General features: G+C 60.6%; 23 protein-coding genes and 1 riboswitch. Of the genes, 14 read left to right on the top strand and 9 right to left on the bottom strand.

The window, feature by feature from the left end; genetic code table 11:
• Nucleotides 1–113 precede the first annotated feature (113 nt).
• The 3 genes from ACU680_RS00330 (at nucleotide 114) to ACU680_RS00340 (ending at nucleotide 1,626) form a co-directional block, all read left to right on the top strand.
• On the top strand, nucleotides 114–671 hold the full coding sequence (locus ACU680_RS00330) for a hypoxanthine-guanine phosphoribosyltransferase (RefSeq protein ID WP_016987197.1): 558 nt from the start codon (nucleotides 114–116) through the stop codon (nucleotides 669–671).
• 124 nt (nucleotides 672–795) lie between these two features.
• Nucleotides 796–1,275, top strand: coding sequence for a hypothetical protein (locus ACU680_RS00335; RefSeq protein ID WP_400764033.1), 480 nt, complete (start codon nucleotides 796–798; stop codon nucleotides 1,273–1,275).
• Nucleotides 1,276–1,338: 63 nt separating this feature from the next.
• Nucleotides 1,339–1,626, top strand: a complete 288-nt coding sequence (locus tag ACU680_RS00340; protein ID WP_448178377.1) for a PA4642 family protein — start codon at nucleotides 1,339–1,341, stop codon at nucleotides 1,624–1,626.
• Nucleotides 1,627–1,808: 182 nt separating this feature from the next.
• Here ACU680_RS00340 and mqo read toward each other — a convergent pair whose 3' ends face one another.
• Together mqo and ACU680_RS00350 are read right to left on the bottom strand one after the other, a co-directional pair.
• On the bottom strand, nucleotides 1,809–3,317 hold the full coding sequence (gene mqo, locus ACU680_RS00345; RefSeq protein WP_448178378.1) for a malate dehydrogenase (quinone): 1,509 nt from the start codon (nucleotides 3,315–3,317) through the stop codon (nucleotides 1,809–1,811).
• A 709-nt stretch (nucleotides 3,318–4,026) separates the two neighbouring features.
• Nucleotides 4,027–4,260 carry a hypothetical protein gene (locus ACU680_RS00350; RefSeq protein WP_003228102.1) on the bottom strand — a complete coding sequence of 78 codons (234 nt, stop codon included), beginning with the start codon at nucleotides 4,258–4,260 and terminating at the stop codon, nucleotides 4,027–4,029.
• Nucleotides 4,261–4,465: 205 nt separating this feature from the next.
• Here ACU680_RS00350 and ACU680_RS00355 point away from each other — a divergent pair, with 205 nt between their 5' ends.
• Nucleotides 4,466–5,050 (top strand): YajG family lipoprotein, encoded by a 585-nt coding sequence (locus ACU680_RS00355; protein ID WP_003228101.1) that lies wholly within the window; start codon nucleotides 4,466–4,468, stop codon nucleotides 5,048–5,050.
• A 181-nt stretch (nucleotides 5,051–5,231) separates the two neighbouring features.
• On the opposite strand, the gene ACU680_RS00360 is transcribed toward ACU680_RS00355, so the two are convergent.
• Nucleotides 5,232–5,438: a hypothetical protein gene (locus tag ACU680_RS00360; protein WP_027612213.1), complete on the bottom strand. Its 207-nt coding sequence runs from the start codon at nucleotides 5,436–5,438 to the stop codon at nucleotides 5,232–5,234.
• Nucleotides 5,439–5,632: 194 nt separating this feature from the next.
• Here ACU680_RS00360 and ACU680_RS00365 point away from each other — a divergent pair, with 194 nt between their 5' ends.
• Nucleotides 5,633–5,911, top strand: a complete 279-nt coding sequence (locus ACU680_RS00365) for a hypothetical protein (protein ID WP_007967709.1) — start codon at nucleotides 5,633–5,635, stop codon at nucleotides 5,909–5,911.
• Between the two features lie 129 nt (nucleotides 5,912–6,040).
• Here the strand turns inward: ACU680_RS00365 and ACU680_RS00370 are convergent, their stop codons facing one another.
• Nucleotides 6,041–7,204: a 1-acyl-sn-glycerol-3-phosphate acyltransferase gene (locus tag ACU680_RS00370; RefSeq protein WP_448178379.1), complete on the bottom strand. Its 1,164-nt coding sequence runs from the start codon at nucleotides 7,202–7,204 to the stop codon at nucleotides 6,041–6,043.
• A 142-nt stretch (nucleotides 7,205–7,346) separates the two neighbouring features.
• Here ACU680_RS00370 and ACU680_RS00375 point away from each other — a divergent pair, with 142 nt between their 5' ends.
• From ACU680_RS00375 to ACU680_RS00385, 3 genes are read left to right on the top strand one after another with little or no spacing between them, the layout of a single operon-like run.
• Nucleotides 7,347–7,529 carry a CPXCG motif-containing cysteine-rich protein gene (locus ACU680_RS00375; RefSeq protein WP_007967714.1) on the top strand — a complete coding sequence of 61 codons (183 nt, stop codon included), beginning with the start codon at nucleotides 7,347–7,349 and terminating at the stop codon, nucleotides 7,527–7,529.
• A 9-nt stretch (nucleotides 7,530–7,538) separates the two neighbouring features.
• Nucleotides 7,539–7,799: a putative signal transducing protein gene (locus ACU680_RS00380; protein ID WP_003228093.1), complete on the top strand. Its 261-nt coding sequence runs from the start codon at nucleotides 7,539–7,541 to the stop codon at nucleotides 7,797–7,799.
• Nucleotides 7,800–7,835: 36 nt separating this feature from the next.
• Nucleotides 7,836–8,459: an SOS response-associated peptidase gene (locus ACU680_RS00385; RefSeq protein ID WP_204895333.1), complete on the top strand. Its 624-nt coding sequence runs from the start codon at nucleotides 7,836–7,838 to the stop codon at nucleotides 8,457–8,459.
• Between the two features lie 197 nt (nucleotides 8,460–8,656).
• Here the strand turns inward: ACU680_RS00385 and ACU680_RS00390 are convergent, their stop codons facing one another.
• On the bottom strand, nucleotides 8,657–10,798 hold the full coding sequence (locus ACU680_RS00390; protein WP_448178380.1) for a methyl-accepting chemotaxis protein: 2,142 nt from the start codon (nucleotides 10,796–10,798) through the stop codon (nucleotides 8,657–8,659).
• Nucleotides 10,799–11,061: 263 nt separating this feature from the next.
• Between ACU680_RS00390 and ACU680_RS00395 the strand changes: the two genes are divergently transcribed.
• Nucleotides 11,062–11,880 (top strand): M48 family metallopeptidase, encoded by an 819-nt coding sequence (locus ACU680_RS00395; RefSeq protein WP_108592723.1) that lies wholly within the window; start codon nucleotides 11,062–11,064, stop codon nucleotides 11,878–11,880.
• Nucleotides 11,881–12,066: 186 nt separating this feature from the next.
• Here ACU680_RS00395 and ACU680_RS00400 read toward each other — a convergent pair whose 3' ends face one another.
• From ACU680_RS00400 to ACU680_RS00410, 3 genes are all read right to left on the bottom strand, one after another.
• Nucleotides 12,067–12,651 (bottom strand): TMEM165/GDT1 family protein, encoded by a 585-nt coding sequence (locus ACU680_RS00400; protein WP_007967721.1) that lies wholly within the window; start codon nucleotides 12,649–12,651, stop codon nucleotides 12,067–12,069.
• A gap of 88 nt (nucleotides 12,652–12,739) precedes the next feature.
• Nucleotides 12,740–12,864, bottom strand: a riboswitch (yybP-ykoY riboswitch).
• A gap of 39 nt (nucleotides 12,865–12,903) precedes the next feature.
• Complete coding sequence (locus tag ACU680_RS00405) at nucleotides 12,904–13,902, bottom strand: methyltransferase (RefSeq protein ID WP_448178381.1); 999 nt, start codon at nucleotides 13,900–13,902, stop codon at nucleotides 12,904–12,906.
• 33 nt (nucleotides 13,903–13,935) lie between these two features.
• A complete protein-coding gene (locus ACU680_RS00410; protein ID WP_448178382.1) occupies nucleotides 13,936–14,901 on the bottom strand; it encodes a 2-hydroxyacid dehydrogenase in 966 nt (321 codons plus the stop codon).
• A gap of 273 nt (nucleotides 14,902–15,174) precedes the next feature.
• Here ACU680_RS00410 and ACU680_RS00415 point away from each other — a divergent pair, with 273 nt between their 5' ends.
• Nucleotides 15,175–15,804 (top strand): LysE family translocator, encoded by a 630-nt coding sequence (locus tag ACU680_RS00415; protein ID WP_027612203.1) that lies wholly within the window; start codon nucleotides 15,175–15,177, stop codon nucleotides 15,802–15,804.
• Nucleotides 15,805–15,931: 127 nt separating this feature from the next.
• On the opposite strand, the gene ACU680_RS00420 is transcribed toward ACU680_RS00415, so the two are convergent.
• A complete protein-coding gene (locus ACU680_RS00420; RefSeq protein ID WP_367085688.1) occupies nucleotides 15,932–16,696 on the bottom strand; it encodes an AraC family transcriptional regulator in 765 nt (254 codons plus the stop codon).
• A gap of 100 nt (nucleotides 16,697–16,796) precedes the next feature.
• Here ACU680_RS00420 and ACU680_RS00425 point away from each other — a divergent pair, with 100 nt between their 5' ends.
• From ACU680_RS00425 to ACU680_RS00440, 4 genes are all read left to right on the top strand, one after another.
• Nucleotides 16,797–17,981, top strand: coding sequence for an MFS transporter (locus ACU680_RS00425; protein ID WP_448178383.1), 1,185 nt, complete (start codon nucleotides 16,797–16,799; stop codon nucleotides 17,979–17,981).
• A 146-nt stretch (nucleotides 17,982–18,127) separates the two neighbouring features.
• Complete coding sequence (locus ACU680_RS00430) at nucleotides 18,128–19,810, top strand: fatty acid--CoA ligase (protein WP_448178384.1); 1,683 nt, start codon at nucleotides 18,128–18,130, stop codon at nucleotides 19,808–19,810.
• Between the two features lie 337 nt (nucleotides 19,811–20,147).
• Nucleotides 20,148–22,037, top strand: coding sequence for a DUF1302 domain-containing protein (locus ACU680_RS00435; RefSeq protein ID WP_007961832.1), 1,890 nt, complete (start codon nucleotides 20,148–20,150; stop codon nucleotides 22,035–22,037).
• A gap of 28 nt (nucleotides 22,038–22,065) precedes the next feature.
• Entirely contained in the window at nucleotides 22,066–23,430 is a 1,365-nt protein-coding gene (locus ACU680_RS00440) for a DUF1329 domain-containing protein (protein ID WP_007961831.1), read from the top strand.
• Nucleotides 23,431–23,694 lie beyond the last annotated feature (264 nt).

A 23,694-nucleotide genomic window follows, 5' to 3' on the forward strand; every position in this document is an offset into this window, starting at 1 on the left:
CCGAGGGTGATGTCCTATAGGACATTGAGTACGTTAGTCCATTAAGGCTTGATTCGGCCTCACGGGATGCGTACCTTTGCCCGCTTTTCCGAAAACATCCCCTGGAGAGCGCCATGTCCGCTGATCTCGAGCATATCCGTCAAATCATGCGAGAGGCTGACTGCCTGTACACCGAATCTGAAGTCGAGGCCGCCATCGCCCGCGTCGGTGCACAAATCAACGAACAACTGGCCGACAGCAACCCGGTGGTGTTCTGCGTGATGAACGGCGGGCTGATCTTCTCCGGAAAACTGCTGACTCACTTGCAATTCCCGCTGGAAGCGTCCTACCTGCACGCGACCCGTTATCGCAACGAAACCAGCGGCGGCGACCTGTTCTGGAAAGCCAAGCCGGAAGTCTCGTTCATCGACCGCGACGTGCTGATCATCGACGACATCCTCGACGAAGGTCACACCCTGGGCGCGATCATCGACTTCTGCAAACACGCCGGCGCGCGCAAAGTGCACACCGCCGTGCTGATCGACAAGGATCACGACCGCAAGGCGCGGCCTGACCTGAAGGCAGACTTCGTCGGCCTGCCGTGCATTGACCGCTACATCTTCGGTTACGGCATGGACTACAAAGGCTACTGGCGCAACGCCAACGGGATCTTTGCCGTTAAAGGCATGTAAGCAAGATCAAAAGATCGCAGCGTGCCGCAGCTCCTACAAATTCCGTGTAGGAGCTGCGGAACGCTGCGATCTTTTGCTTTTAAAAGACTGCTAAAGTGCTCGGCCCCGCCCCCCGGAGCCTGTCATGAGCCTTCTGTTCCGCAGCCTTGCCGCCCTGTTGCTGACCCTCAGCCTGCCCCTGGCCGCCGCCCCGATGCACAGCCAATTCCTGCCGCCGGACGACCTGACCCTGCGCGATGCCGAACCCGAACAGCAACAACTGCTGCAAGTCACCGATTATTCGGTGGTGGTCGGTGCGCAACGCCAGTCCAACCAGCAGCCGATTCCGGTCACGTCGCCGCTGATGATTCGCCTCAAGGGCAAGTCGCTGAACAAGGGCGCAACCATCGCCCAGGTGCTGGTCAATTTCGATGGCGAAAGCAAAAGCCTGAAAAAACCGGTTTATGACGACAAGAGCAAAACCCTGACCCTGTTCTACCCGCTGGCCCAGTACCGGGTGGTGATCGATCTGCTGCGCAACGACACCGTGTATGTGCAGTTCCTCAGTTACGCCAATGGTCATATCTGGGCCGATCTGCACACCGGGGCCGTTCGTTCGCGTTGAGCCGGGTGGCAGGGCAGGGGTAAACTGCCCGCCCCGTGTAATGTCTGCGAGCTGGAGTCGGCAATGCGTAAAGATAAGAAACAAGTGATTGGTGACGAGATCGGCGATGAGCAGATCAAGCTGTTCCTCGATTTTGAACCGGTCGACGCCACTTCGCCGTCGCTGCACAAACTGGTCAAGGCCTACCGTGGCCTGCGCATCGACGATTTCGAGCGCTTCCTGACGTTCTTCGTGGCCGCCGGTTATGACGTGGATGGCAAGGATGAGCACGGTCAGACGTTTGTTGATCTGATCAAGGATCAGCGTAACGCGGCCGAGTACATCGAGCTGATCGACAAGGCCCGCGCCTGACACCGTCCCTGTGGCGAGGGAGCTTGCTCCCGCCGGGCTGCGCAGCGGCCCCAAACTCTTGTGAGCGCTGCGCACTCAAGCGGGAGCAAGCTCCCTCGCCACAGAGGTCAGTGTTTCAAATTTCGGCCATAAAAAAACGCCCCGCACTCACTGAGTACGGGGCGTTTTTTTATGCTGCAAGGTCAAGCGAAGCTTGGGGTCTCGCTGCTTTCTTCAACCAGTTCCAGAGCGATGTTGTTCTGCGTGTTGATCTTGCGATACAGCGCAGCATCGGTTTCCAGGACTTTCTCGCGGGCCGGGAAGATCTCCGCCAGTTTGGCTGCCCACTCACCCTTGGCCTTGGCCGGGAAGCATTTCTCGATCAGCTCGAGCATGATCGAAACGGTCACCGAAGCACCTGGCGAAGCGCCGAGCAGGGCGGCGAGGGAGCCGTCTTTCGCCGCGACCAGTTCGGTACCGAATTGCAGGATGCCGCCCTTTTTCGGGTCTTTCTTGATGATCTGTACCCGTTGGCCGGCCACTTCCAGACGCCAGTCTTCGGCTTTCGCCTCAGGGTAGAAGCGACGCAGCGATTCCAGGCGCTGCTCCATCGATTGCATCACTTCGCTGACCAGGTACTTGGTCAGGTCCATGTTGTTTTTCGCCACTGCCAGCATCGGTCCGATGTTGCCGGCGCGAACCGACAGCGGCAGGTCCATGAATGAACCGTGTTTGAGGAACTTGGTGGTGAAACCGGCGTATGGCCCGAACAGCAGGGATTTCTTGCCATCGACCACACGGGTGTCCAGGTGCGGCACCGACATCGGTGGCGAACCGACTGCCGCCTGGCTGTAGACCTTGGCCTGGTGGTGCTTGACCACTTCCGGGTTGTCGCAACGCAGCCACTGGCCGCTGATCGGGAAGCCGCCGAAGCCTTTGCTTTCTTCGATGCCCGAGGCCTGCAGCAATGGCAGAGCCGCGCCGCCAGCGCCGAGGAAGACGAACTTGGCGTCGACTTCACGGCTGGTGCCGCTGTTGACGTCCTTGATGCTGACGGTCCAGCCGGCGCCGTTACGCTTGAGGCCGGTGACGCGCTTGCAGTACTTGACCTGGGTGTCCGGTGCGCTGGTCAGGTGCTTGAGCAACTGATTGGTCAGGGCGCCGAAGTTGACGTCGGTGCCGTTCATCACGCGGGTCGCGGCCAGGACTTCGTCCGGCGAGCGGCCCGGCATCATCAGCGGCATCCACTCGGCCATCTTGGCCTTGTCTTCGGTGTATTCCATGTCGGCGAAGGCGTGGTGCTTGTGCAGCACGTTGAAGCGTTCCTTGAGGAACGACACGCCTTTGTCACCCTGGACGAAGCTCAGGTGTGGCACCGGGCTGATGAAGGATTTGCACGAGCCGAAGGTGCCTTTCTTGGTCAGGTACGACCAGAACTGCTTGGACACTTCGAACTGGGTGTTGATGTGCACGGCTTTCTTGATGTCGACGCTGCCGTCGGCTGCCTGCGGCGTGTAGTTCAGCTCGCACAGGCCGGCGTGGCCGGTACCGGCGTTGTTCCACGGGTTGGAACTCTCCGCAGCACCGGAATCCATCAACTCGACGACTTCCAGCTTGATCGCCGGGTCGAGCTCTTTGAGCAGTACTGCCAAGGTGGCACTCATGATGCCCGCCCCAACCAGAACTACGTCGACTGCTTCGTTATGCGCCATTTAACGCGTCTCCAAAATCTGCAGCACCAAATTGTCGGCATGGCTGCCAGGGAGTGACGGGGCAGGTCAGTTGCGCCCCGGATACCCATGGTCAGGTTCGTCATGTCCGAATCTTCGCAATTTTTCGCAACTTCGACGGATGCATGCGGCCTGGCTTCAAGAGCTCCATGAACTCATTTCAGCACGCGGCTGGCAATTCGACTTATGGTCGAGACATCCGTTTTTGTGCAACCAAATCCGTAGCGGACAGGCTTCAGGCTCCGATATTCGAGGTATACCCGGTCCTGTGTCGTTGGGCTGTTTCAGACGCTAATGGTGCATGTTCAGACGCAAAACTTTTCATTTGCTCGCCACACTCTTGTGAAGTTGTGAAAACCCGTTTTTTTCACGCTCTTTTGAAGACGTGAACCTCAAAAAAGGGCTGTCCAGGCCTGGCACCCTGCCCGCAAGGGCAAAACAACGCGGTGGCCGAGCGTCATGACAGCTCTGCAGATTCGCGAAAAGCGGGGTTTTTGCCGGAAGAACAGGCAAGCGCGCCAACTTCACTCGATCTGTGTGGGCGGCTCTCTGTGGGCGATTTGGGTGTCGATGCATGCGCATTGACGCTGTTGCGGGGCCCGATCAGGAGACGTCCTTATAATCGGGGGGAGATTGTATCGAAGAAATGCGGGCAGTTGCTCGTGTTTAATGACTTTTATTAGGCATCCGGTCAGATGCTTAACATCGCTTGCACGCGTGCGCGGGGCTGCGACGGTATGACGCGGGCGCTGGCGGGCAGTGGCTGGTGCAACCAGTTGAGGCGGATTTCTTCAATTTCCACCCAGCCATCGCCCATCGGTTGCAGGCTGCATTGCTTGAATGCCTGGCAATGACCGTTGCGGTCGAGCAGGGCAAAGCTGCGGTGCAACGGGCGTGGAGCGAACAACGAGATCAGATATCGCATGGCCGAATACCTTGTTGGAGGGCTGGTTTGAAGCTTGGCAAGAGGCCGTGACGCCAAGGTGTATGGGCGGTGAATAATCTGTGACAGGAACCGCTTTCGCGAGGGTTTGTCAGACATTTCAGTATTCACTGTCGAGTGCTGGTGACCCGCAGTGGCCCACCGCTATACTGCCGGCCTGTCTGTGCCTGATTCTGGAGAAAAGAGCATGTTGCAACGCCTGTTGTTCGGTTTGATCACTGTGACCAGTTTGACCCTGGTTGGCTGCGCCCACAGCCCGCAACAACTGAGCCCGGAACCGAAGCTGACAACCCAGTTGGCCCCGGTCGGCCATGGCCAGCAAGTGGTGGTGCGCGTGGTGGACGGTCGTCCGTCGCCAACCCTCGGCACCCGTGGCGGCCTGTACCCGGAAACCAGCGCGATCACCGTGCAGCGCGAGCAGATCCTGCCCAAGCTGCAGGCTCAGGCTGAAGCCGCCGTGCGTCTGCTCGGCTTCACCCCGACCAGCAACGGGATGAACGCACCGCAACTGACCGTGACCCTGACCGAGCTGAAGTACCAATCGCCGAAAGAAGGCATGTACGTGACCGAAGCCACCATCGGCGCGACCTTCCGCTCCGACGTGCAGAGCGGCAATCGTCGCTACAGCGGCCGCTACGGCGCTTCGCTGGATCAGCGTTTCGGCATGGCGCCGAACCAGGAAACCAACACCAAGCTGGTCAGCGACGTGTTGAGCGATGCCCTGACCCGTCTGTTCAAGGACCCGACCGTGGGTCAGATCCTCGCCGAATAAGCTTTGCGGCTGACGTGAAAAAGCCCGGTGCCAGTGATGGCCCCGGGCTTTTTCATGCCTGCAGTTCGACGCTAATCCCCTGTAGGAGCTGCCGCAGGCTGCGATCTTTTGACTTTGATTTTTAAAAACAAGATCAAAAGATCGCAGCCTGCGGCAGCTCCTACAGGGGGGGCGGTGTTGTTCACGCGGCCTGGGAGTAGAAGTCGAGAACACTCACACCCGTCAGCAAATCCGTCTCCGGCAAATCCGCATGCTGATGCCCGCCGAGGGCGCAATACACCAGCCAGTGGCGATCCTGAACATTGAAGGCGAGGCTGCCGACGAGGCTTTGTTGTTCGTCGGTCGGGGTGATGAGGTACAGACGGTCCTGGTTTTCGGCGTGCAGCATGTCGCGTTCCATGTGTGTTTCGAGGCGCGCATGGTGGCCGATGTAAATGACGAAGCCGTGACACAGGACAGCCATCGGTCGATTGTCAGGTTATTTGTCGTAAAGGGTAGGGGAGTGCAGGCGTGTTTCGGTAGAATCCGCGCCGCAGTCGTCGATCGGGCGCCTGCCACACCGATTCAGTTCCGAGGTCTGTGATGTCGCTGCACTTGATGACGCTGTTTACCGCCCATCCCGCCAAATTGATCAACCTGCTGGCGTTGGCTCTGGCCTTCCCGGGCAGTTGGCTGCTGCACGCGACCCGCCGTCGTGAACAACGCGCCATGGCCAGCATCGCCGCGCAACGCCAGGCCCAACCGAACGCCGAACCGATTCTGGATTGGGCGACGTTGCGCATGAACCGCTTTTTCTACCGCTTCGGTTTTGCTTGCCTCGGGCTGGCCCTGATCGTCTCCTGGATCAGCACCCGCTTCTGAATCTGATGCGCAATTTTGTGGCGAGGGAGCTTGCTCCCGCTGAGTGCGTAGCGCTCACAAAAACTTGGGGCCGCTGCGCAGCCCAGCGGGAGCAAGCTCCCTCGCCACAGTGTGATTTGCCAACAGGTTTTACAACGGCAACCCAGCCTTCACCCGGTACTGATTACGCACCGGCGTCGCATATTGCAGCACCAGATACGGACGGTGCTCCTGCGGGCAGGCGTCCAGGCGGCGCTGCCATTCTTCCTGTGCCTTGGCCAGTTCGTCCGCCGGGAACACTTCGGCGGCCTTCGGCACGTTCAATTGCGGATCGGCATCGGCCCACATCGCATACGCCAGGTAATGCACCGGGAACAGGCGATATCCGCCGAGAATCTGCTTGTCCATCTCGACCGCCAATTGCTTGGTGTCTTCGAACAGCTCGGTGATCGGCGCAGCGAAGTTCACGTGCACCCGGCCCTTGTAGCCGGTGATGCCCTTGGCAATGCTCACGTCATCCTCGCCCGGCGCCTTGGCGTAGGTGCCGGTGGTGGCGCGGATGTACAGCTCACGGGCCTTGGCCTGGTCGCACGGGTCGTATTCGTAGCTGATCGACACCGGGGTCAGGTTCAGCGACTGAATCACTTCGCCGAACGGCTCGTCCTTGCGGCTCATGTGGAACATCTTGAGGATCGCCGACTCGGTACGGTCGTCGCCGTCCTTTGCCCGGCCCTCGGCCTGAGCGATCCAGATCGAGGCGCAATCGTTGCGGATCGAGTGGTTGATGTACGCCGACAGCAATTGATACGCCGCCATCTTCTCGCGACGCCCGGTGATCGAGCGGTGCACGATAAAGCTCTTGTTCAGGCGCATCAGATCGCTGACGAAGGGCTTTTGCAGCAGGTTGTCGCCGATCGCGATGCGCGGCGTCGGCAGGCCGGCGTGGTACACCGCGTAGTTGACGAAGGCCGGGTCCATCACGATGTCGCGGTGGTTGGCGATAAACAGGTAGGCGCTGCCGGACTTGAATTGTTCGACACCGGTGTAGGTCACGCCATCAGTGGCGCGCTCGATGGTGTGGTCGACGTAGAACTCGACTTTGTCCTGCAAAGTGGCCACCGAGGTCACGTCGGCAAACTCACGACGCAACCGATGGGCTATAAGTGGTTTGAGCATCCAGCCGAAGGCACCGGCAAAACGCGGGAAGCGGAAGTGGGTGAGGATATCTAGAAACGCCTTGTCGCCGAGCAGTCTTGCCAGTACCGCAGGTACTTCGCTGTCGTCGTAAGGTCGGATGGCATCGAATTCGCCCATCATGCTCTCTTGTTGGAAACGGCTAGGGTAAGTAAAGGTTTTGATCGAAAACCCGCGGGGCACGGTCTGAAAAAGTAGCCAGACAAAAATAGCCCTGCAAATAGACCGGCGATTATACGCACAAGTCACCTGGGAGACCGCGATGCTGGAAGCCGCTGAATACGAATGTCCTTATTGTGGGGAAACGGTCGAGACGACGGTAGACCTGTCTGGCGGCGATCAGACCTACATCGAAGACTGTCAGGTGTGTTGTCGACCGATCACGTTTGTCTTGCAGGTGCATGGCGAGGATTGGTTTCTGGAAGTCTTCAGCGAAAACGAGTGAGGGGCGCGCATGCAGCGAATCTACGAGCCGGAAAACCTGATGGAAGGCGAGATGCTCAAGGGCATGCTCGCCAGTGAAGGCATCGAGGCGCACCTGGTGGGCCGCGATCTGCTCGGCGGTACGGGCGAATTGCCGATTTTCGGCCTGCTCGGGCTGTCGGTCGAAAACGATCAGGCCGAATACGCCCGCGAACTGATCACCGCGTACAATGCCGCACTGCCGCTGCCCGGCGATGAACCGGAGAGCTTCCCCGGGACGCTGGTCTGTTAGGCTGACGTTCGTTTTATTTCTGAGTCGTGTTGCCCCATGTGTGGACGTTATGCCCTGTTTCGCTGGAACCGCGACTTCGCGGCCCTGCCCGGATTTCCCGCCGATCAGCAGGCGCAGTGGAACATTTCCCCCAATGATTCGGTGCTGATGCTGCGTGCCGAGGCTGACGGCCAACGCACGCTGGCCCGCGCCCGCTGGGGTCTGACGCCGCCGTGGCTGACCGATCTGTCGAAAACACCGGCGCATGCCCGGGCCGAAACGGTGGCCGAGCAGCCGATGTTCCGCGAGGCGTTGCGCCTGCGCCGCTGCCTGCTGCCGGCCAACGGTTTCTACGAATGGCGCGGTAATCTGCGCAAGCGCCCGTACTGGCTGACGCCAGGGGAGGGTTCGTCGCTGTTTTTCGCGGCGATCTGGGAGGCGTATCCGGTGCAGGAGCAAGTGTGGCTGAGCACCGCCGTCATCACGCAGCCGGCGGCCAGTCAGCGCCGACCGCTGATTCTCGATGAGGCGGGGCAGGCGGCCTGGCTCGATCCCGAGACGCCGCTGCATGTGTTGCAGGGCTTGCTCGCCAGTGAGCCGGCAGCATTGCGTGAGCGGGTGTTGGCGAACCTGGTGAATGATCCGAAGCTCAATGGGCCGGAATGCCTGACTCCGGGTTAAGTCAAAAGCCCCTCACCCTAACCCTCTCCCAGAGGGAGAGGGGACTGACCGAGCTGTCTCCCGTCATACATCGACCTGAAATAACCAGTCGATTGTGGATTCAAAGCTGAGCGTTCAAGTCGGTGTATTTCGTCAATATCCCCCAATCAGTCCCCTCTCCCTCTGGGAGAGGGTTAGGGTGAGGGGCTTTTCGATTTTCAGACCTTGAACTGATTGATCAACCGCCGCTGCTGCTCCGCCAGTTTGGTCAGGCCGGCACTCGCCGAACTCGACTCGTCCGCACCACCCGCGACTTCATTCGCCACCTGACCGATATTGATCACGTTGCGGTTGATGTCATCCGCCACCGCGCTCTGCTCCTCCGCCGCACTGGCGATCTGCGTGTTCATGTCATTGATCACCGACACCGCCTGGGTAATCGTCTCCAGCGCCTCGGCGGCTTTCGCCGCGTGCTGCACACTTTCGTCGGTGCGGTTCTGGCTGTCTTCCATGACCCGCACCACATCGCGGGTGCCCTGTTGCAGTTGCTGGATCATGCTCTGGATTTCTTCGGTGGCCTTCTGGGTTTTCTGCGCCAGATTGCGCACTTCGTCCGCCACCACGGCAAAGCCGCGACCCTGCTCGCCGGCCCGCGCCGCTTCGATCGCCGCGTTCAACGCCAGCAGGTTGGTCTGCTCGGCGATCCCGCGAATCGCGGTGAGGATCGCATTGATGTTTTCACTGTCCTTGGCCAGGGTCTGCACCACCTCCACGGCCTTGCCGATTTCCACCGCCAGCACGCCGATCGAATTCGAGGTGTCACGGACAATCTGCATGCCCTGACCGGCGGCCTGATCCGCATGGCTGGCGGCTTGCGCGGCCTGGGTGGCGTTGCGCGCCACGTCTTGCGCGGTGGCGGTCATTTCCTGCACCGCGGTGGCGACCTGATCGATCTCGGCCATTTGTTTCTGAATGCCGATGTTGGTGCGAATCGCAATGTCGGCGGTATGTTCGGAGGAATCGCTGACGCTCTGCACTGACGTCACCACCTGCGTGATCATCGCCTGCAATTTGGCGAGGAAGGTGTTGAAGCCTTTGGCAATCGAGCCCAGCTCATCGCTGCGATCACTGCTCAAGCGGCGGGTCAGATCGCCTTCACCTTTGGCAATGTCATCGAGCATGGCGACCATCTGCTTCAGTGGTCGGGCGATGCCATGGCCTACCAGCCAAATCACCAGCAGGCCGATGGCGGCGATGATCAAGCCGACCATGGCCATGCCGAAGGTGTCGGACTTGCGTTGTGCATCAAGGTCGGCCTGGAGTTTCTGCAGATCCGCCATCACTGCGTTCAGCGGCAGTTGCAGCATCAGGGTCCAGCGCGCGTCGGTCTGGCCGATGCCGAACGGCAGGTACAGCTCGATGCGGCCCTTGTCCTTGTTGACGGAGTAGGTGACTTCGCCACGTTTGAGATTGGCCATGTTGGCAATCTGCTCGGCGTCGAGAATGTCGCTGACCTTCTCGCCGAATTTGCTCGGATCCTGGGTGTAGGCGACGATCCGGCCGTTGCCGCCGATCAGGGCCATTTGCCCGGCGCCGCCGTACAGCTTCTGGTTGGCAGCGAGGAGCATTTCCTGGATGAAGTTCACCGACAGGTCGGCGCCGACGATGCCCTGGAACGCGCCGTTGAGCATGATCGGTTCAATGAACGAGGCGAGCATCACGACCTTGTCGCCGACTTTGTACGGCGCCGGATCGATCACGCAGGATTTCTTGCTCTCTTTCGAGCACAGGTAGTACTCGCTGGCGCGCACGCCGGTGGACAGGACTTTCTGGTCGTCGACGTCCACCAGTTTGTCCAGGCCCAGGGTGCCGTCGTCGTTGCGGAACCACCACGGCAGGAAGCGCCCGTTGGCGGCATCGATGCCGACCACGCTGGTGCCGATGTAGGCCGCGTCATTGTGGTCCAGTGCGTTTTTTTCCCAACCGATGTAGGTGCCGAGAATCTTCGGGTTCTTCTCGACGTTTTCCTTGATCAGGCTGATCAATTGCTCACGGCTGACGCTCAGTTTTGGCTGGCCGTCGGCGCCCGGTGTGCCGAGCAGCGCATTGACCCGCACCAGCCCCCCGGCAATCAGCAGCGGTGCTTCGAGTTCGCGCTGGATCTGGCTGACCTGGGTCTGCGCCAGCGAGGTCAGGCGTTGTTCGATGACTTGTTCGAACTGCGCCTGGGTGCGCTGCTGCACCATGTCCTGGGTGCGGGCACCGGAAAACAGCGCGTACAGCACCAGCGCGGCAACCACGCTGAGCACGATGGCGCCGGCCAGGGCGGCGACGGAAAACTGGATCGACTTGAACTTCATGGGAGCTCCGCACGCAAGAGGACGTCTGCGCTGTTGTATCGGCAGCAGGCATTGCGCCATGAGTGGCGAGCGGAATATTGGGCGGGCGATGTCGCAAATGGATCAGTGCGCGACGCAGTGGCAGCGGGTCTGCCGGTTGCTGTGAATTTTTTACGACAGTAGCGGTGGGAAACTTCCGAAAGACCCTGCAACACGTCTGTTGTATCTGGCGCCGATACAATTCACCCCCTAGGATACGCGGCAGGTTTTCAGGGAGCTTTTGAATGAACAAGACATTGGTTGTAAGTGCACTGAGCGCAGCGCTGTTGCTGGCCGGTTGTCAGTCGGTCAACACCACCAGCGGCGGAGCCGTCGGTGTGGAGCGCAAGCAGTACATGTTCAGCATGCTGTCCTCGCAAGAGGTCGACCAGATGTATGCCCAGTCCTATCAGAAGACCGTTGGCGAGGCGTCGAGCAAGGGCGTGCTGGACAAGACCAGCCCCGAGGCCAAACGGGTTCAGGCAATCGCCAACCGGCTGATCGCCCAGGCGCCGACCTTCCGCCCGGATGCGGCGCAATGGCAGTGGGAAGTCAACCTGATCAAGAGCGACGAACTCAACGCCAACTGCGGCCCTGGCGGCAAGATCATTTTCTACACCGGGCTGATCGACAGCCTGAAGCTGACCGACGATGAAATCGCGGCGGTCATGGGCCATGAAATCGCCCACGCCCTGCGCGAGCACGGTCGTGAAGCGATGTCCAAGGCTTATGGCATTGAAATGGCCAAGCAGGGCGCCGGTGCGTTGTTCGGTCTGGGTCAGGACAGCCTGGCGCTGGCCGACACCGTGGCCAACTACGGCATGACGCTGCCCAACAGCCGCGCCAATGAAAACGAAGCCGACCTGATCGGTCTGGAACTGGCCGCCCGCGCCGGCTACAACCCGAATGCTGCGATCACCTTGTGGAACAAGATGAGCAAGGCCTCGGAAGGTGCACCGCCGGAGTTCATGAGCACTCACCCGGCCTCGGCCAGCCGCATCGCCTCGTTGCAGGCAGCGATTCCGAAGGTGATGCCGTTGTACGAGAAAGCCCCGAAATCCTGATCAGCACGAAGGCAAGGCGAACCTGCTTTTGTGGCGAGGGAGCTTGCTCCCGCTGGGCTGCGAAGCGGCCCCAAACCCTACAATCACGGATTAACAGTTAACCCGTATTAGCAGGGTTTGCGACGGCTGCGCCGCCGAGCGGGAGCAAGCTCCCTCGCCACAGTTCAGTGTTACTTCAGGCCGGAATTAAACCCAGCCACTGCTCTGCATCGCCTTGTACACCGCCACGATCGCCAGAATGAAGAACGCCGAAGCCGCCAGGCGACGGATCAAGGTCAGTGGCAATTTCTCCGCAGCAAAGTTACCGGCCAATACCACCGGCACGTTGGCAATCAACATGCCCGCCGTCGTCCCGATGATCACCAGCCACAGCTCCGGATATTGTGCCGCCAGCATCACCGTGGCGATCTGTGTCTTGTCACCGATTTCCGCCAGGAAGAATGCGATCAGCGTGGTCAGGAAGGGCCCGAACTTGCGTGCGGTGCTGGCTTCATCGTCGTCCATCTTGTCCGGGACCAGTGTCCACAGCGCAGTGGCGGTGAAGCTTGCGGCGAGAATCCAGTGCAGAACAGAATCGGAGAAGAAGCTGCCGAACCAGGCGCCTACCGCACCGGCTGCCGCGTGGTTGGCCAGGGTCGCGGCGACGATACCGGCGATGATCGGCCAGGGTTTGCGAAAGCGAGCGGCGAGAATCAGCGCGAGCAGTTGCGTCTTGTCGCCGATTTCGGCCAAGGCAACGATTGCGGTGGGAACGAGTAACGAGTCCAGCATCAGGATTTTCCTAAGGGGCGGGTCGACACGGCTATGACACGTACAGCCTTCCCGCCCCGGGTAAGGTGTGCGTGTCATAGGTCTTGTCAAACCCTGCGATCCGTCTGGTGCGGACGCTTGGGTCGCATACGCCATGATCTGAAGATCAAGTATGTTGACGTATGCCGGACGAGCTTGGCGCTCGTGGGAGACTACTCCCCTAGGACGGAGCGGATTCTGCCTAGGCAGAACCCATTCGGCAAGTGCTAATTTTCAGCCGCGCTTGGCCCGGTAAATCCGGAAACCATTGCCTTCGGCCTTGATCGCACACACGCCCAGATGCTCCTCGATCAGCGGCTGATACTTCAGGAAACTGTTCGCAACCAGGCGCAGTTCGCCACCGTTTTTCAGATGTTTGGCCGCTTTTCGCAGCAAGTTCTCGGTGGCGAAATAATCGGTATGCACCCCGACATGGAACGGCGGATTGCTCAGAATCGCGTTCAACCCCATCGGCGCGGCGTCGATGCCGTCACCGGTCAGCACCTCGGCTTCCAGACCGTTGGCCGCCAACGTCAGGCGGCTGCTGGCGGCGGCAAACGCATCGACGTCGAGCAGGGTCACCTGATTGTGTGGATAGCGCCGTTTGACCGCCGCGCCCAAAACACCGGCGCCACAGCCGAAGTCGAGCAGGTGGCCGCTCGGCAGTTTGTCCAGATGCTCCAGCAGCAGGGCGCTGCCGCGATCCAGTCGACCATGGCTGAACACGCCCGGCAGACTGATGACTTTCAACGGGCCTTCGGCCAGTGGCAGCTCATAAGTCTGCGCCAGGCTTTCCAGCGATTTTGCTTCAGGCGCGTTGGCCACGGTGACCTGCCACAGTTGGCAGTGACGGGCGCTGTCGAGTTTGCGTGGCTTGCCGAACGGGTTGAGCTGCTTCGATGCGCCCTCGATGCCGCTGCGTTTTTCACCGATCAGAAACACCTCGCGCCCGGGCAGGCGAGCGGCCACCGCGGTGAGGATGTAATCGGTCAGGTCCTTGGACTTGGGCAAAAACACCACGGCGCTGTCGAACTCGCGCTCCGGCACGTTCACACCGAAATGGCTGCGACCTTCGAAACGTGCATCGAGGGCGGCTTGATCGCCGGCATGCCAGCACCAGCCGAACGCATTGGGCAGGCGCCCGAGCAGATCGTCGGCGGGCAACCCGGCCAACAACAGCGAACCCTGGAATAACTCGGCCTGACGAAGCAGTACTTCACTGCGCGGATCCATAACTGCTCCCTGGAAAAAAAGTGCCGTAGTTTATCAACTGACGACCCGCAGCGCTGTACCGCTGAAGAATGCCCGGGCGTTTTCGGTCAATTGGCCGACGATACGCTGCCGCGCTTCACGGCTGCCCCAGGCGTTGTGCGGGGTGACGATCAGCCGGGGAATATCGGCGGCGAGCAACGGATTGCCATTGACCGGCGGTTCCACGCTGAGCACATCGGTGGCCGCGCCGCCGAGGTGACCGTTGCGCAGGGCATCAGCCAGGGCCTGTTCGTCGATCAAGCCGCCACGGGCGGTGTTGACCACGAAAGCGCCGGGTTTCATCGCCGCCAGTTCGCGGGCACCGATGAAGTGTCGGGTGTGTTCATTGAGCGGGCAATGCAGGGTCAGGGCGTCGATCTGCGGCAGCAGTTCGTCCAATGGCAGGCGATCCGGGCGTGCCGGGCGGCCGGGAACCTGCCCGAGCAACACACGCATGCCAAACGCTTCGGCCAGCCGCGCGACCGCGCCGCCGAGCTCACCGTGACCAAGCAGGCCAAGGGTTTTGCCCTCCAGTTCGACAATCGGGTAGTCCAGCAGGCAGAACTGTCTGGCCTGCTGCCAGCGACCTTCGCCGACCGCTTTTTGATAATCCGCGAGGCGGGTGGCGAGGTTGAGCAGCAGCATGATCGTGTGCTGCGCCACCGACGGCGTGCCGTAACCCTGACAGTTGCACACGGTGATGCCGTGGGCGCGAGCCGCGTCCAGATCGACGTTGTTGGTGCCGGTGGCGGTGATCAGGATCAGTTGCAGATCCGGGTTGGCGGCCATCGCGGCGGCGTCGATGCGGATCTTGTTGGTGATCGCCACGCTGGCGCCGTGCAGGCGTTCGGCGACTTGTTCAGGGGCGGTCTGGGCGAACAGTTGCAGGTCGCCGAAGCAGGCGCGCAACGGGCTGAGGTCGAGATCGCCGAGATCCAGTGACGGGTGATCAAGGAATACGGCGCGGCGCGGGTTCGTCATCAACTGTACCTTTTGTGCTTGGAACGGAAGGCGTAATCTGCCGAGCCTACCAGATGAAACAATTGGTTACTCACAGCGCCCGCAATACCCTGTGGCGAGGAAGCTTGCTCCCGCTGGGCTGCGAAGCAGACCCAAACCCATTCACCGTATTGTGTCAGGCACACCGGTGTTTCAGGTTTTACGACTGCTGCGCAGCCGAGCGGGAGCAAGCTCCCTCGCCACAGGGTTTGAGCCAGTTGATGAATTGTTTTTACTCATTAAAGAGGAGCCCCCATGTACTGGACCGAGTTCTTGACCGTTGCCCTGATCCACCTGCTGGCCGTGGCCAGCCCCGGCCCGGACTTTGCCGTGGTGGTGCGCGAGAGCGTGACCCATGGCCGTCGCGCCGGCACCTGGACCGCGCTGGGCGTGGGCACGGCGATTTTCCTGCACGTGGGTTATTCGCTGCTGGGCATCGGCCTGATCGTGTCGCAATCGATCGTGCTGTTCAACGCCTTGAAATGGGCCGCCGCCGCGTATCTGTTGTACATCGGCTTCAAGGCCTTGCGCGCGCAGCCGGCGAAAACCGTTACCGATGACCTGCACAAGGAAGCCGGTGTGCGCACCGCGCGCGGCGCGTTCACCTCGGGCTTCGTGACCAATGGTCTGAATCCGAAAGCCACGCTGTTCTTCCTGTCGCTGTTTACCGTGGTGATCAACCCGCACACGCCACTGGCGGTGCAGGCGGGTTACGGGGTTTACCTGGCCGTTGCGACCGCTTTCTGGTTCTGTCTGGTGGCGATGCTGTTCAGTCAGCAACGCGTTCGCGCCGGTTTCGCCCGCATGGGCCATTGGTTCGACCGCACCATGGGCGCGGTGCTGATCGCTCTCGGCGTGAAAATCGCGTTTACCGAGATGCACTAAGAGCTGAAATCCGATCAAAACTGTGGGAGCGAGCTTGCTCGCGAAGGCGTCGGATCAGTCGATATCACAGGTGACTGGAAGATTGCTTTCGCGAGCAAGCTCGCTCCCACAGGGAGATGGGGAATTCCTACACGAGTTGGCTGAGTTTGCTCAGATTATTCAGGTAGTCGCGGGGGTTGTCCCCGAGCAAACGGCGAAACATCGCGCTGAACGCCCGCGCGCTACCGTAACCCAGGTCCCGCGCCACGCTTTGCACGCTGTCCCCGGCGAGCAGGCGCGGCAGGGCTTCCATCAGGCGCAGTTGCTGGCGCCAGGCGTTGAAACTCATCTTCAGTTGTCGCTGGAACAGCCGCGCCAGGGTGCGTGAGCTGGCGCCGACCTGCTGCGCCCAGTCTTCCAGAGTGTTGGGGTGATCCGGTGTGTGCAGCAACGCCAGACAGATGTTCTGCAGGCGCCGGTCAGTCGGCATCGGGATGTGCAGCGGCAGGTTTTCCAGGCTGGCCAGTTCTTCCAGCATCAACTGCTGGATCAGTGGATTGTCCGCATGCGGCGGCCCCTGCACGGCGCGCAGGATCAACTCGCGCAACAGCGGCGTTACTGCCAGCACGCAACACTGCTGGAGGCTGGCCGGCGAAAGCTCGGGGGCGATGAACAGCGAGCGCATCTGCACATCGCCAGACATGAAAATCTCGTGCGCGACTTGCGGCGGAATCCATACCGCGCGGCTCGGCGGAATCACCCAGGCACCGAGATCGGTGACCACCCGCATGATCCCTCTGACGGCATACAGCAACTGCGCCTCGCGGTGCAGGTGCAGCGGCTGGTGCGCGCCGTCCAGATAGTCCCGGGGATAGGCGCTCACCGGGCCGTGTTCGAAGTGGCTGATCAACATGTCGGATTCGATGACCTGGTTGGCAGGTATGCGCTTTTTCGCCAACTTAGCATAAAGCCGCTGACAACAATCCACCCATAACAAACGCAAGCGTGCCGCCATGAACCAATCCCGAAACGTCATCCGCTACGTCAACGCTGCCCATGTGATCGATCACATGTTCATGCTGATTTTCCCCGCCGCCGTGCTCGGCATGACCCAAGCCTTTGGCCTCGACTACGCCGCGCTGATCGGCCTGTCGCTGGGCGGCTTCATTGCCTTTGGCGCGTGTTCGCTACCGGCCGGCTGGCTGGGCGATCACTGGAGCCGGCGGCAGATGATGCTGGTGTTTTTCTTCGGTATCGGCGTCTCGGCGATCCTCACCGGGCTGAGCAGCAGCCCGACGATGCTGCTGATCGGGCTGACCCTGATCGGCATTTTCGCCGCAATCTACCACCCGGTGGGCACCGCGATGCTGGTGGCCTACGCGCAGAATCGCGGGCGGGAGATCGGCATCAATGGCATGTGGGGCAACCTCGGCGTGGCGTTTTCAGCGCTGATCACCGGTTTGCTGGTTGCGCAGTTCGGCTGGCGTTCGGCTTTCGTGTTACCGGGGATGGTGGCGATCGTGCTGGGCATCGGCTTTGCCTTGCAGGTGCGCGAAGAGCCAATTCCGCAGCGTCCGCACACTGCGCTCAAAGGAGCAGCCGGGCAGCGGATCTCAATGCTCATGGTATTCGGCGTGCTGGCGCTGGCGACGGCCACCGGTGGCGTGGTGTTCAACGCCACCACCATGACCTATCCGAAGCTGTTTCAGGAGCGTCTGCATGACCTGTTCGCGTCGCCGCAAACCCTCGGCGTGGTGGTCAGCCTGGCGTATGCCTTCGGTGCGGTGGCGCAGTTGAGCATCGGTCAGGTATTGCACCGGGTCAGTCTGAAATGGCCGTTTCTCGTCTTGACGCTGTGTCAGGCACCGCTGTTGTACGCCATGGCGTATGTCGATGGCTGGGCCGTGATCGTACTCGGTGCGGCGTTCATGTTCGTGGTGTTCGGCCAGGTCACGGTGAACGACTCGATGGTCGCCAATTTCGTTGCGCCGCAGTGGCAATCGCGGGTCTTCGCCCTGCGTTACTGCCTGTCGTTCGGCGCCAGTGCGACAGCGATTCCGCTGATTGCCTACCTTGAACCGCGCCACGGTTTTGTTGGGCTTTATCTGGTGCTGGCAGGTTTTGGCGCGTTGACCTTCCTCGCGGCGCTGGTTTTCCCACGCACACCTTCCGAAGCGGCTGTAGGGCAAACCGCCTGATCCGCGCTGAATACCGGCAAATGCTGGCGCAAAGCTAGCATTTGTACGGCTGTGCAAATCATTCCTTCGGCTGATTTGACTGGGGTATAACGGCTCTAGAGTAACGCTCTCTACGCCAACACCGTGCAGCCAGAAAAGGGATTCATATGTTGCAGACTCGCGTCATTCCCCCGGCCGATGGGGCCTACCAGTATCCATTGCTGATCAAACGGCTGCTGATGTCCGGCGCCCGTTACGAGAAAACCCGCGAGATCATCTACCGAGACCAGTTGCGCTACAGCTATCCGACCCTGATCGAGCGGGTTGCGCGGCTGGCCAACGTGTTGACGGCGGCCGGGGTTAAGGCGGGTGACACCGTGGCGGTGATGGACTGGGACAGCCATCGCTACCTCGAATGCATGTTTGCCATTCCGATGATCGGCGCGGTGATCCACACCATCAACGTGCGTCTGTCGCCGGAACAGATCCTCTACACGATGAACCACGCCGAGGACCGCTTCGTGCTGGTCAACAGCGAGTTCGTCGGGTTGTATCAGGCCATTGCGCCGCACCTGACCACGGTGGAGAAAACCCTGCTGCTGACCGATCTGCCGGAGAAGACCGCCGAGCTGCCGAACCTGGTCGGCGAATATGAGCAACTGCTGGCCGCTGCGAGCCCGCAGTACGACTTTCAGGACTTCGACGAAAACTCGGTGGCCACCACCTTCTACACCACCGGCACCACCGGCAACCCGAAAGGCGTGTACTTCACCCATCGGCAACTGGTGCTGCACACCATGGGCGTGTCGACCATCATGGGCGCGATCGACAGCGTGCGCCTGCTAGGTACCAACGACGTGTACATGCCGATCACCCCGATGTTCCATGTGCATGCCTGGGGCCTGCCGTACGTGGCGACCATGCTTGGGCTCAAACAGGTTTATCCGGGGCGTTACGACCCTGAGTTCCTGGTCGAGTTGTGGCGCAAGGAGAAGGTCACGTTCTCCCACTGCGTGCCGACCATTCTGCAGATGCTGCTCAACGCCAAAGGCGCGCAAGGCACTGATTTCGGCGGCTGGAAGATCGTCATCGGTGGCAGCGCGCTGAACCGCACGCTGTATGAAACCGCCAAGGCCCGGGGCATTCAGCTGACGGCGGCGTACGGCATGTCGGAAACCGGGCCACTGGTTTCCTGCGCCCACCTCAACGACGAGTTGATGGCCGGCACCGAAGACGAACGCACCACTTACCGGATCAAGGCCGGTGTGCCGGGGCCGCTGGTGGAAGCGGCGATCGTCGATGGCGACGGCAACTTCCTGCCCGCCGACGGCGAAACCCAGGGCGAATTGGTGCTGCGTGCACCATGGCTCACCGAAGGCTATTTCAACGAACCGCAGAAGGGCGCCGAGCTCTGGGCCGGTGGCTGGCTGCACACCGGCGATGTGGCAACGCTGGACAGCATGGGCGTGATCGACATCCGCGACCGCATCAAGGACGTGATCAAGACCGGCGGTGAGTGGATCTCCTCGCTGGACCTGGAAGACCTGATCAGCCGCCACGCGGCGGTACGCGAAGTAGCAGTGGTGGGCATCGCCGATCCGCAGTGGGGCGAGCGGCCGTTTGCACTGCTGGTGATCCGCGAAGGGCACGCGATCGGTGCGCGCGAACTCAAGGAACACCTCAAGCCGTTCGTGGAATTGGGGCACCTGAGCAAGTGGGCGATTCCAAGTCAGATCGCCCTTGTTACGGAAATTCCCAAGACCAGTGTCGGCAAACTCGACAAGAAGCGCATCCGCCTCGACATCACCGAATGGCAGGCCAACAACAGCACCTTCCTCTCGACGCTCTGAGCGTCTGCTGGCGCGCCGAAACCGGCGCGCCAGACCCACCAAGCAAGCGCTTGGCTTGTGAAATCGAAAAAATCAGCCATCCTTGCCGGGCCGACATCTGTCGGACTGGCGAAAGGACTGTTCCAGAGTGGCCGGCAGTTGCAAATCACACTTTAGAGGGATCAAGCAGTACCCCCTGCTGGCTATAGTCCGCTCAAGGATTTTTAAGAACGGGGCACACGCACGAACAGGGGCGATGCAACTTTGGAGTGACGTCGGGTGGCTACTGGCTCCCGGTCTTCCAGGCGTTTTTAAAAGTACTCACTGCCATAACAATAATGCACATGGAGTAGCGTCGATGACATCAGTAAACCAGTTCTGGCGCCGGGCTAAACTGCCTCTGGCCGTCAGTCTTGCCTCTACGCTCGCCGGGCCCGCATTCGGCGTCAGTTTCAACGTCGGTGAAATCGAAGGTCAGTTCGACTCCTCGCTCTCCCTGGGCATGAGTATCTCGACTCAGCAGCCGAACAAGGACCTTATTGGTGTCAACAACGGCGGCAAGGGCCTGTCCCAGACCTCCGATAACGGCCACCTGAACTTCAAGAGCGGGCAAGCGTTCTCGAAGATCTTCAAGGGCATCCATGATCTCGAATTGAAATACGGCGACACCGGGGTCTTCGTCCGGGGCAAATACTGGTACGACTTCGCGCTGCAGAATCAGGACCTGGAATACAAAGACGTCAGCAACCACAACCGCGACGTCGCAGCGCGCTCTTCCGGCGGGCAGATCCTCGACGCCTTCGTTTACCACAACTACTCGATCGCCGATGAGCCGGGTTCGGTGCGTCTGGGCAAGCAGGTGGTGAACTGGGGTGAAAGTACCTTCATCGGCGGCGGCATCAACTCGATCAACCCGATCGACGTGTCCGCGTTCCGCCGTCCGGGTGCCGAAATCAAGGAAGGCCTGATTCCGGTCAACATGTTCTATGTGTCCCAGAGCATCACCGAAAACCTCTCGGCCGAAGGTTTCTACCAGATCGACTGGCAGAAGACCGTGACCGACAACTGCGGCACGTTCTTCTCGCAGCCGGACATCGTCACCACCGGTTGCGACGACAACCTGCGGGTGCTGAACAAGCGTTCGACCATTCCGGGCATTGCGCTCGGGCCGTTGGCCGCCGCCGGCGTGGATGTCAACGAAGAAGGCGTGCTGGTGCGCCGTTCGCCTAACCGCAACGCCCGCGACAGCGGCCAGTGGGGCGTTTCTGCCAAGTACATGTTCGACCCGCTGGCCACCGAGTTCGGCGCCTACTTCATGAACTACCACAGCCGTGCGCCGATTTTCAGCGCCACCGGCGCGCCACAACGTATCTATAACGGTGTGGCGGCATTGCCGGGGCCGTTCCAGGCGCTGGGGCCACTGGTCGTCGCAGGCAACTCGAACTACTTCATCGAATACCCTGAAGATATTCGCCTGTACGGTCTGAGCTTCTCCACCACCCTGCCTACCGGTACGGCGTGGAGCGGTGAGGTCAGCTACCGGCCGAATGCGCCGGTGCAGTTGAACTCCACCGACATTCTGTTCGCCGGCGTACGTCCGCTGGGTGGCGCGTTGACCAACGCGTCGATTCTCAACGGCGTGCCGGGCCAGGACCTGCACGGTTACAACCGTAAAGAAATTACCCAACTGCAAACCACCCTGACGCACTTCTTCGATCAGGTGATGGGCGCCAACCGTCTGACCCTGGTGGGTGAAGTCGGTGTGACCCACGTCGGTGGCCTGGAAAGCAAATCCGAAGCCCGTTACGGCCGCGACCCGGTGTTCGGCCCGGGTGAGCTGCCTGCCACGGGTGGTCTCAATACCTGCTCGCAGATCCTCAACAACTCCACCGTCAACGGTGCCGGTCCAGGGGCTTCGCGCGATAACGTTTCCAGCAACTGCAACAACGACGGTTTCACCACGGCCACCTCATGGGGCTATCGCGCTCGGGCCATCTGGGATTACAGCGACGTGTTCGCCGGTGTGAACCTCAAGCCGAACGTGGCCTGGTCGCATGACGTGAAAGGTTACTCGCCAGGTCCTGGCGGCAACTTCGAGGAAGGTCGCAAGGCCATCAGCCTCGGTCTTGATGCCGAATACCAGAACACCTACACCGCAAGCCTGGCCTACACCAACTTCTTTGGCGGCGACTACACGACCGTGGACGATCGTGACTTCGTGGCCTTGAGCGTCGGCGTGAACTTCTAAGCACAGTTTTTTCAGGACGAACACACATATGAAAATAACAAAGAGTCTGTTCCACGCGGGTGTTCTGGGCTTGTCGCTGCTGGCGACCAGCGTCATGGCGGCCGTTCCCGCCGCCGAAGCCGACAAGCTGGGCAAGAGCCTGACGCCGATGGGCGCCGAAATGGCCGGCAACGCCGACGGTTCGATCCCGGCCTGGAAACCGCTGCCGAAAAATGCCGGCACGGTCGACAGCAAGGGCTTCCTGTCCGATCCGTTCGGCAGTGAAAAGCCGCTGTTCACCATCACCGCGCAGAACGTCGAGCAGTACAAGGACAAGCTTGCACCGGGCCAGTATGCGATGTTCAAGCGCTACCCGGACACCTTCAAGATTCCGGTTTATCCGTCCCATCGCGGCTCGACCGTGCCGGATGACGTGTTCGCCGCGATCAAGAAAAACGCCACCACCACCAATCTGGTGGCGGGCGGCAACGGTCTGGAAAACTTCGATACCGCCGTGCCGTTCCCGATTCCGAAAAGCGGTCTGGAGGTGATCTGGAACCACATCACCCGCTATCGCGGTGGCAGCGTGACCCGTCTGGTGACCCAGGCGACGCCGCAAACCAACGGCTCGTTCAGCCTGGTGTATTTCCAGGACCAGTTCGTGTTCCGCGACAAGATGAAGGACTACGACCCGGCCAACCCGGGCAACATCCTGTTCTACTTCAAGCAGAAAGTGACTGCGCCGGCACGTCTGGCCGGTACCGTACTGCTGGTGCATGAAACCCTCGACCAGGTGAAGGAGCCGCGCAAGGCCTGGGTTTACGCCACTGGTCAGCGTCGTGTGCGTCAGGCACCGCAAGTATCGTATGACGGTCCGGGCACTGCAGCGGACGGTCTGCGTACCTCCGACAACCTCGACATGTACAACGGTGCGCCGGATCGCTACGACTGGAAACTCGAAGGCAAGAAGGAGATGTACATTGCCTCCAACAGCTACAAGATCGACTCGCCGACCCTCAAGTACGCCGACATCATCAAGGCTGGCCACATCAATCAGGATCTGACCCGTTACGAGCTGCGTCGTGTCTGGCACGTGGTCGCCACCCTGAAACCGGGTCAGCGCCATATCTATGCCAAACGTGACTTCTACATCGACGAAGACACCTGGCAGGCAGCGGTCATCGACCACTATGACGGTCGCGGTCAGCTGTGGCGTGTGGCCGAGGCGCACGCCGAGGACTACTACGACAAGCAAGTACCGTGGTACGCGCTGGAAGCCCTGTACGACCTGCAATCGGGCCGCTACCTGGCGCTGGGCATGAAGAACGAAGAGAAACAGGCCTATGACTTCGGCTTCTCTGCCACCAAGAGCGAATTCCAGCCGGGCAACCTGGGCCAGGACGGTATCCGCTAAGCTTTGACCCGAGGCCGCATCCTCGAAAAAACGCCCCGACTGGTTCGGGGCGTTTTTTTTTTGCATCGGGATTTGTGTAGGAGCTGCCGAAGGCTGCGATCTTTTGATCCTGAAAGATCGCAGCCTGCGGCAGCTCCTACAAGGTTGCGCTTAACGGCTCGTGACCTTTTTGTAGCCATTTGTAGCAGCAACCTTCATAACCGCTACGTTTAAGGCTAGGCTGCGGACATCTGCTACGCCGCCAACAGCCATTCAAACAAGAGC

The organism is Pseudomonas sp. LF020 (assembly GCF_053456425.1).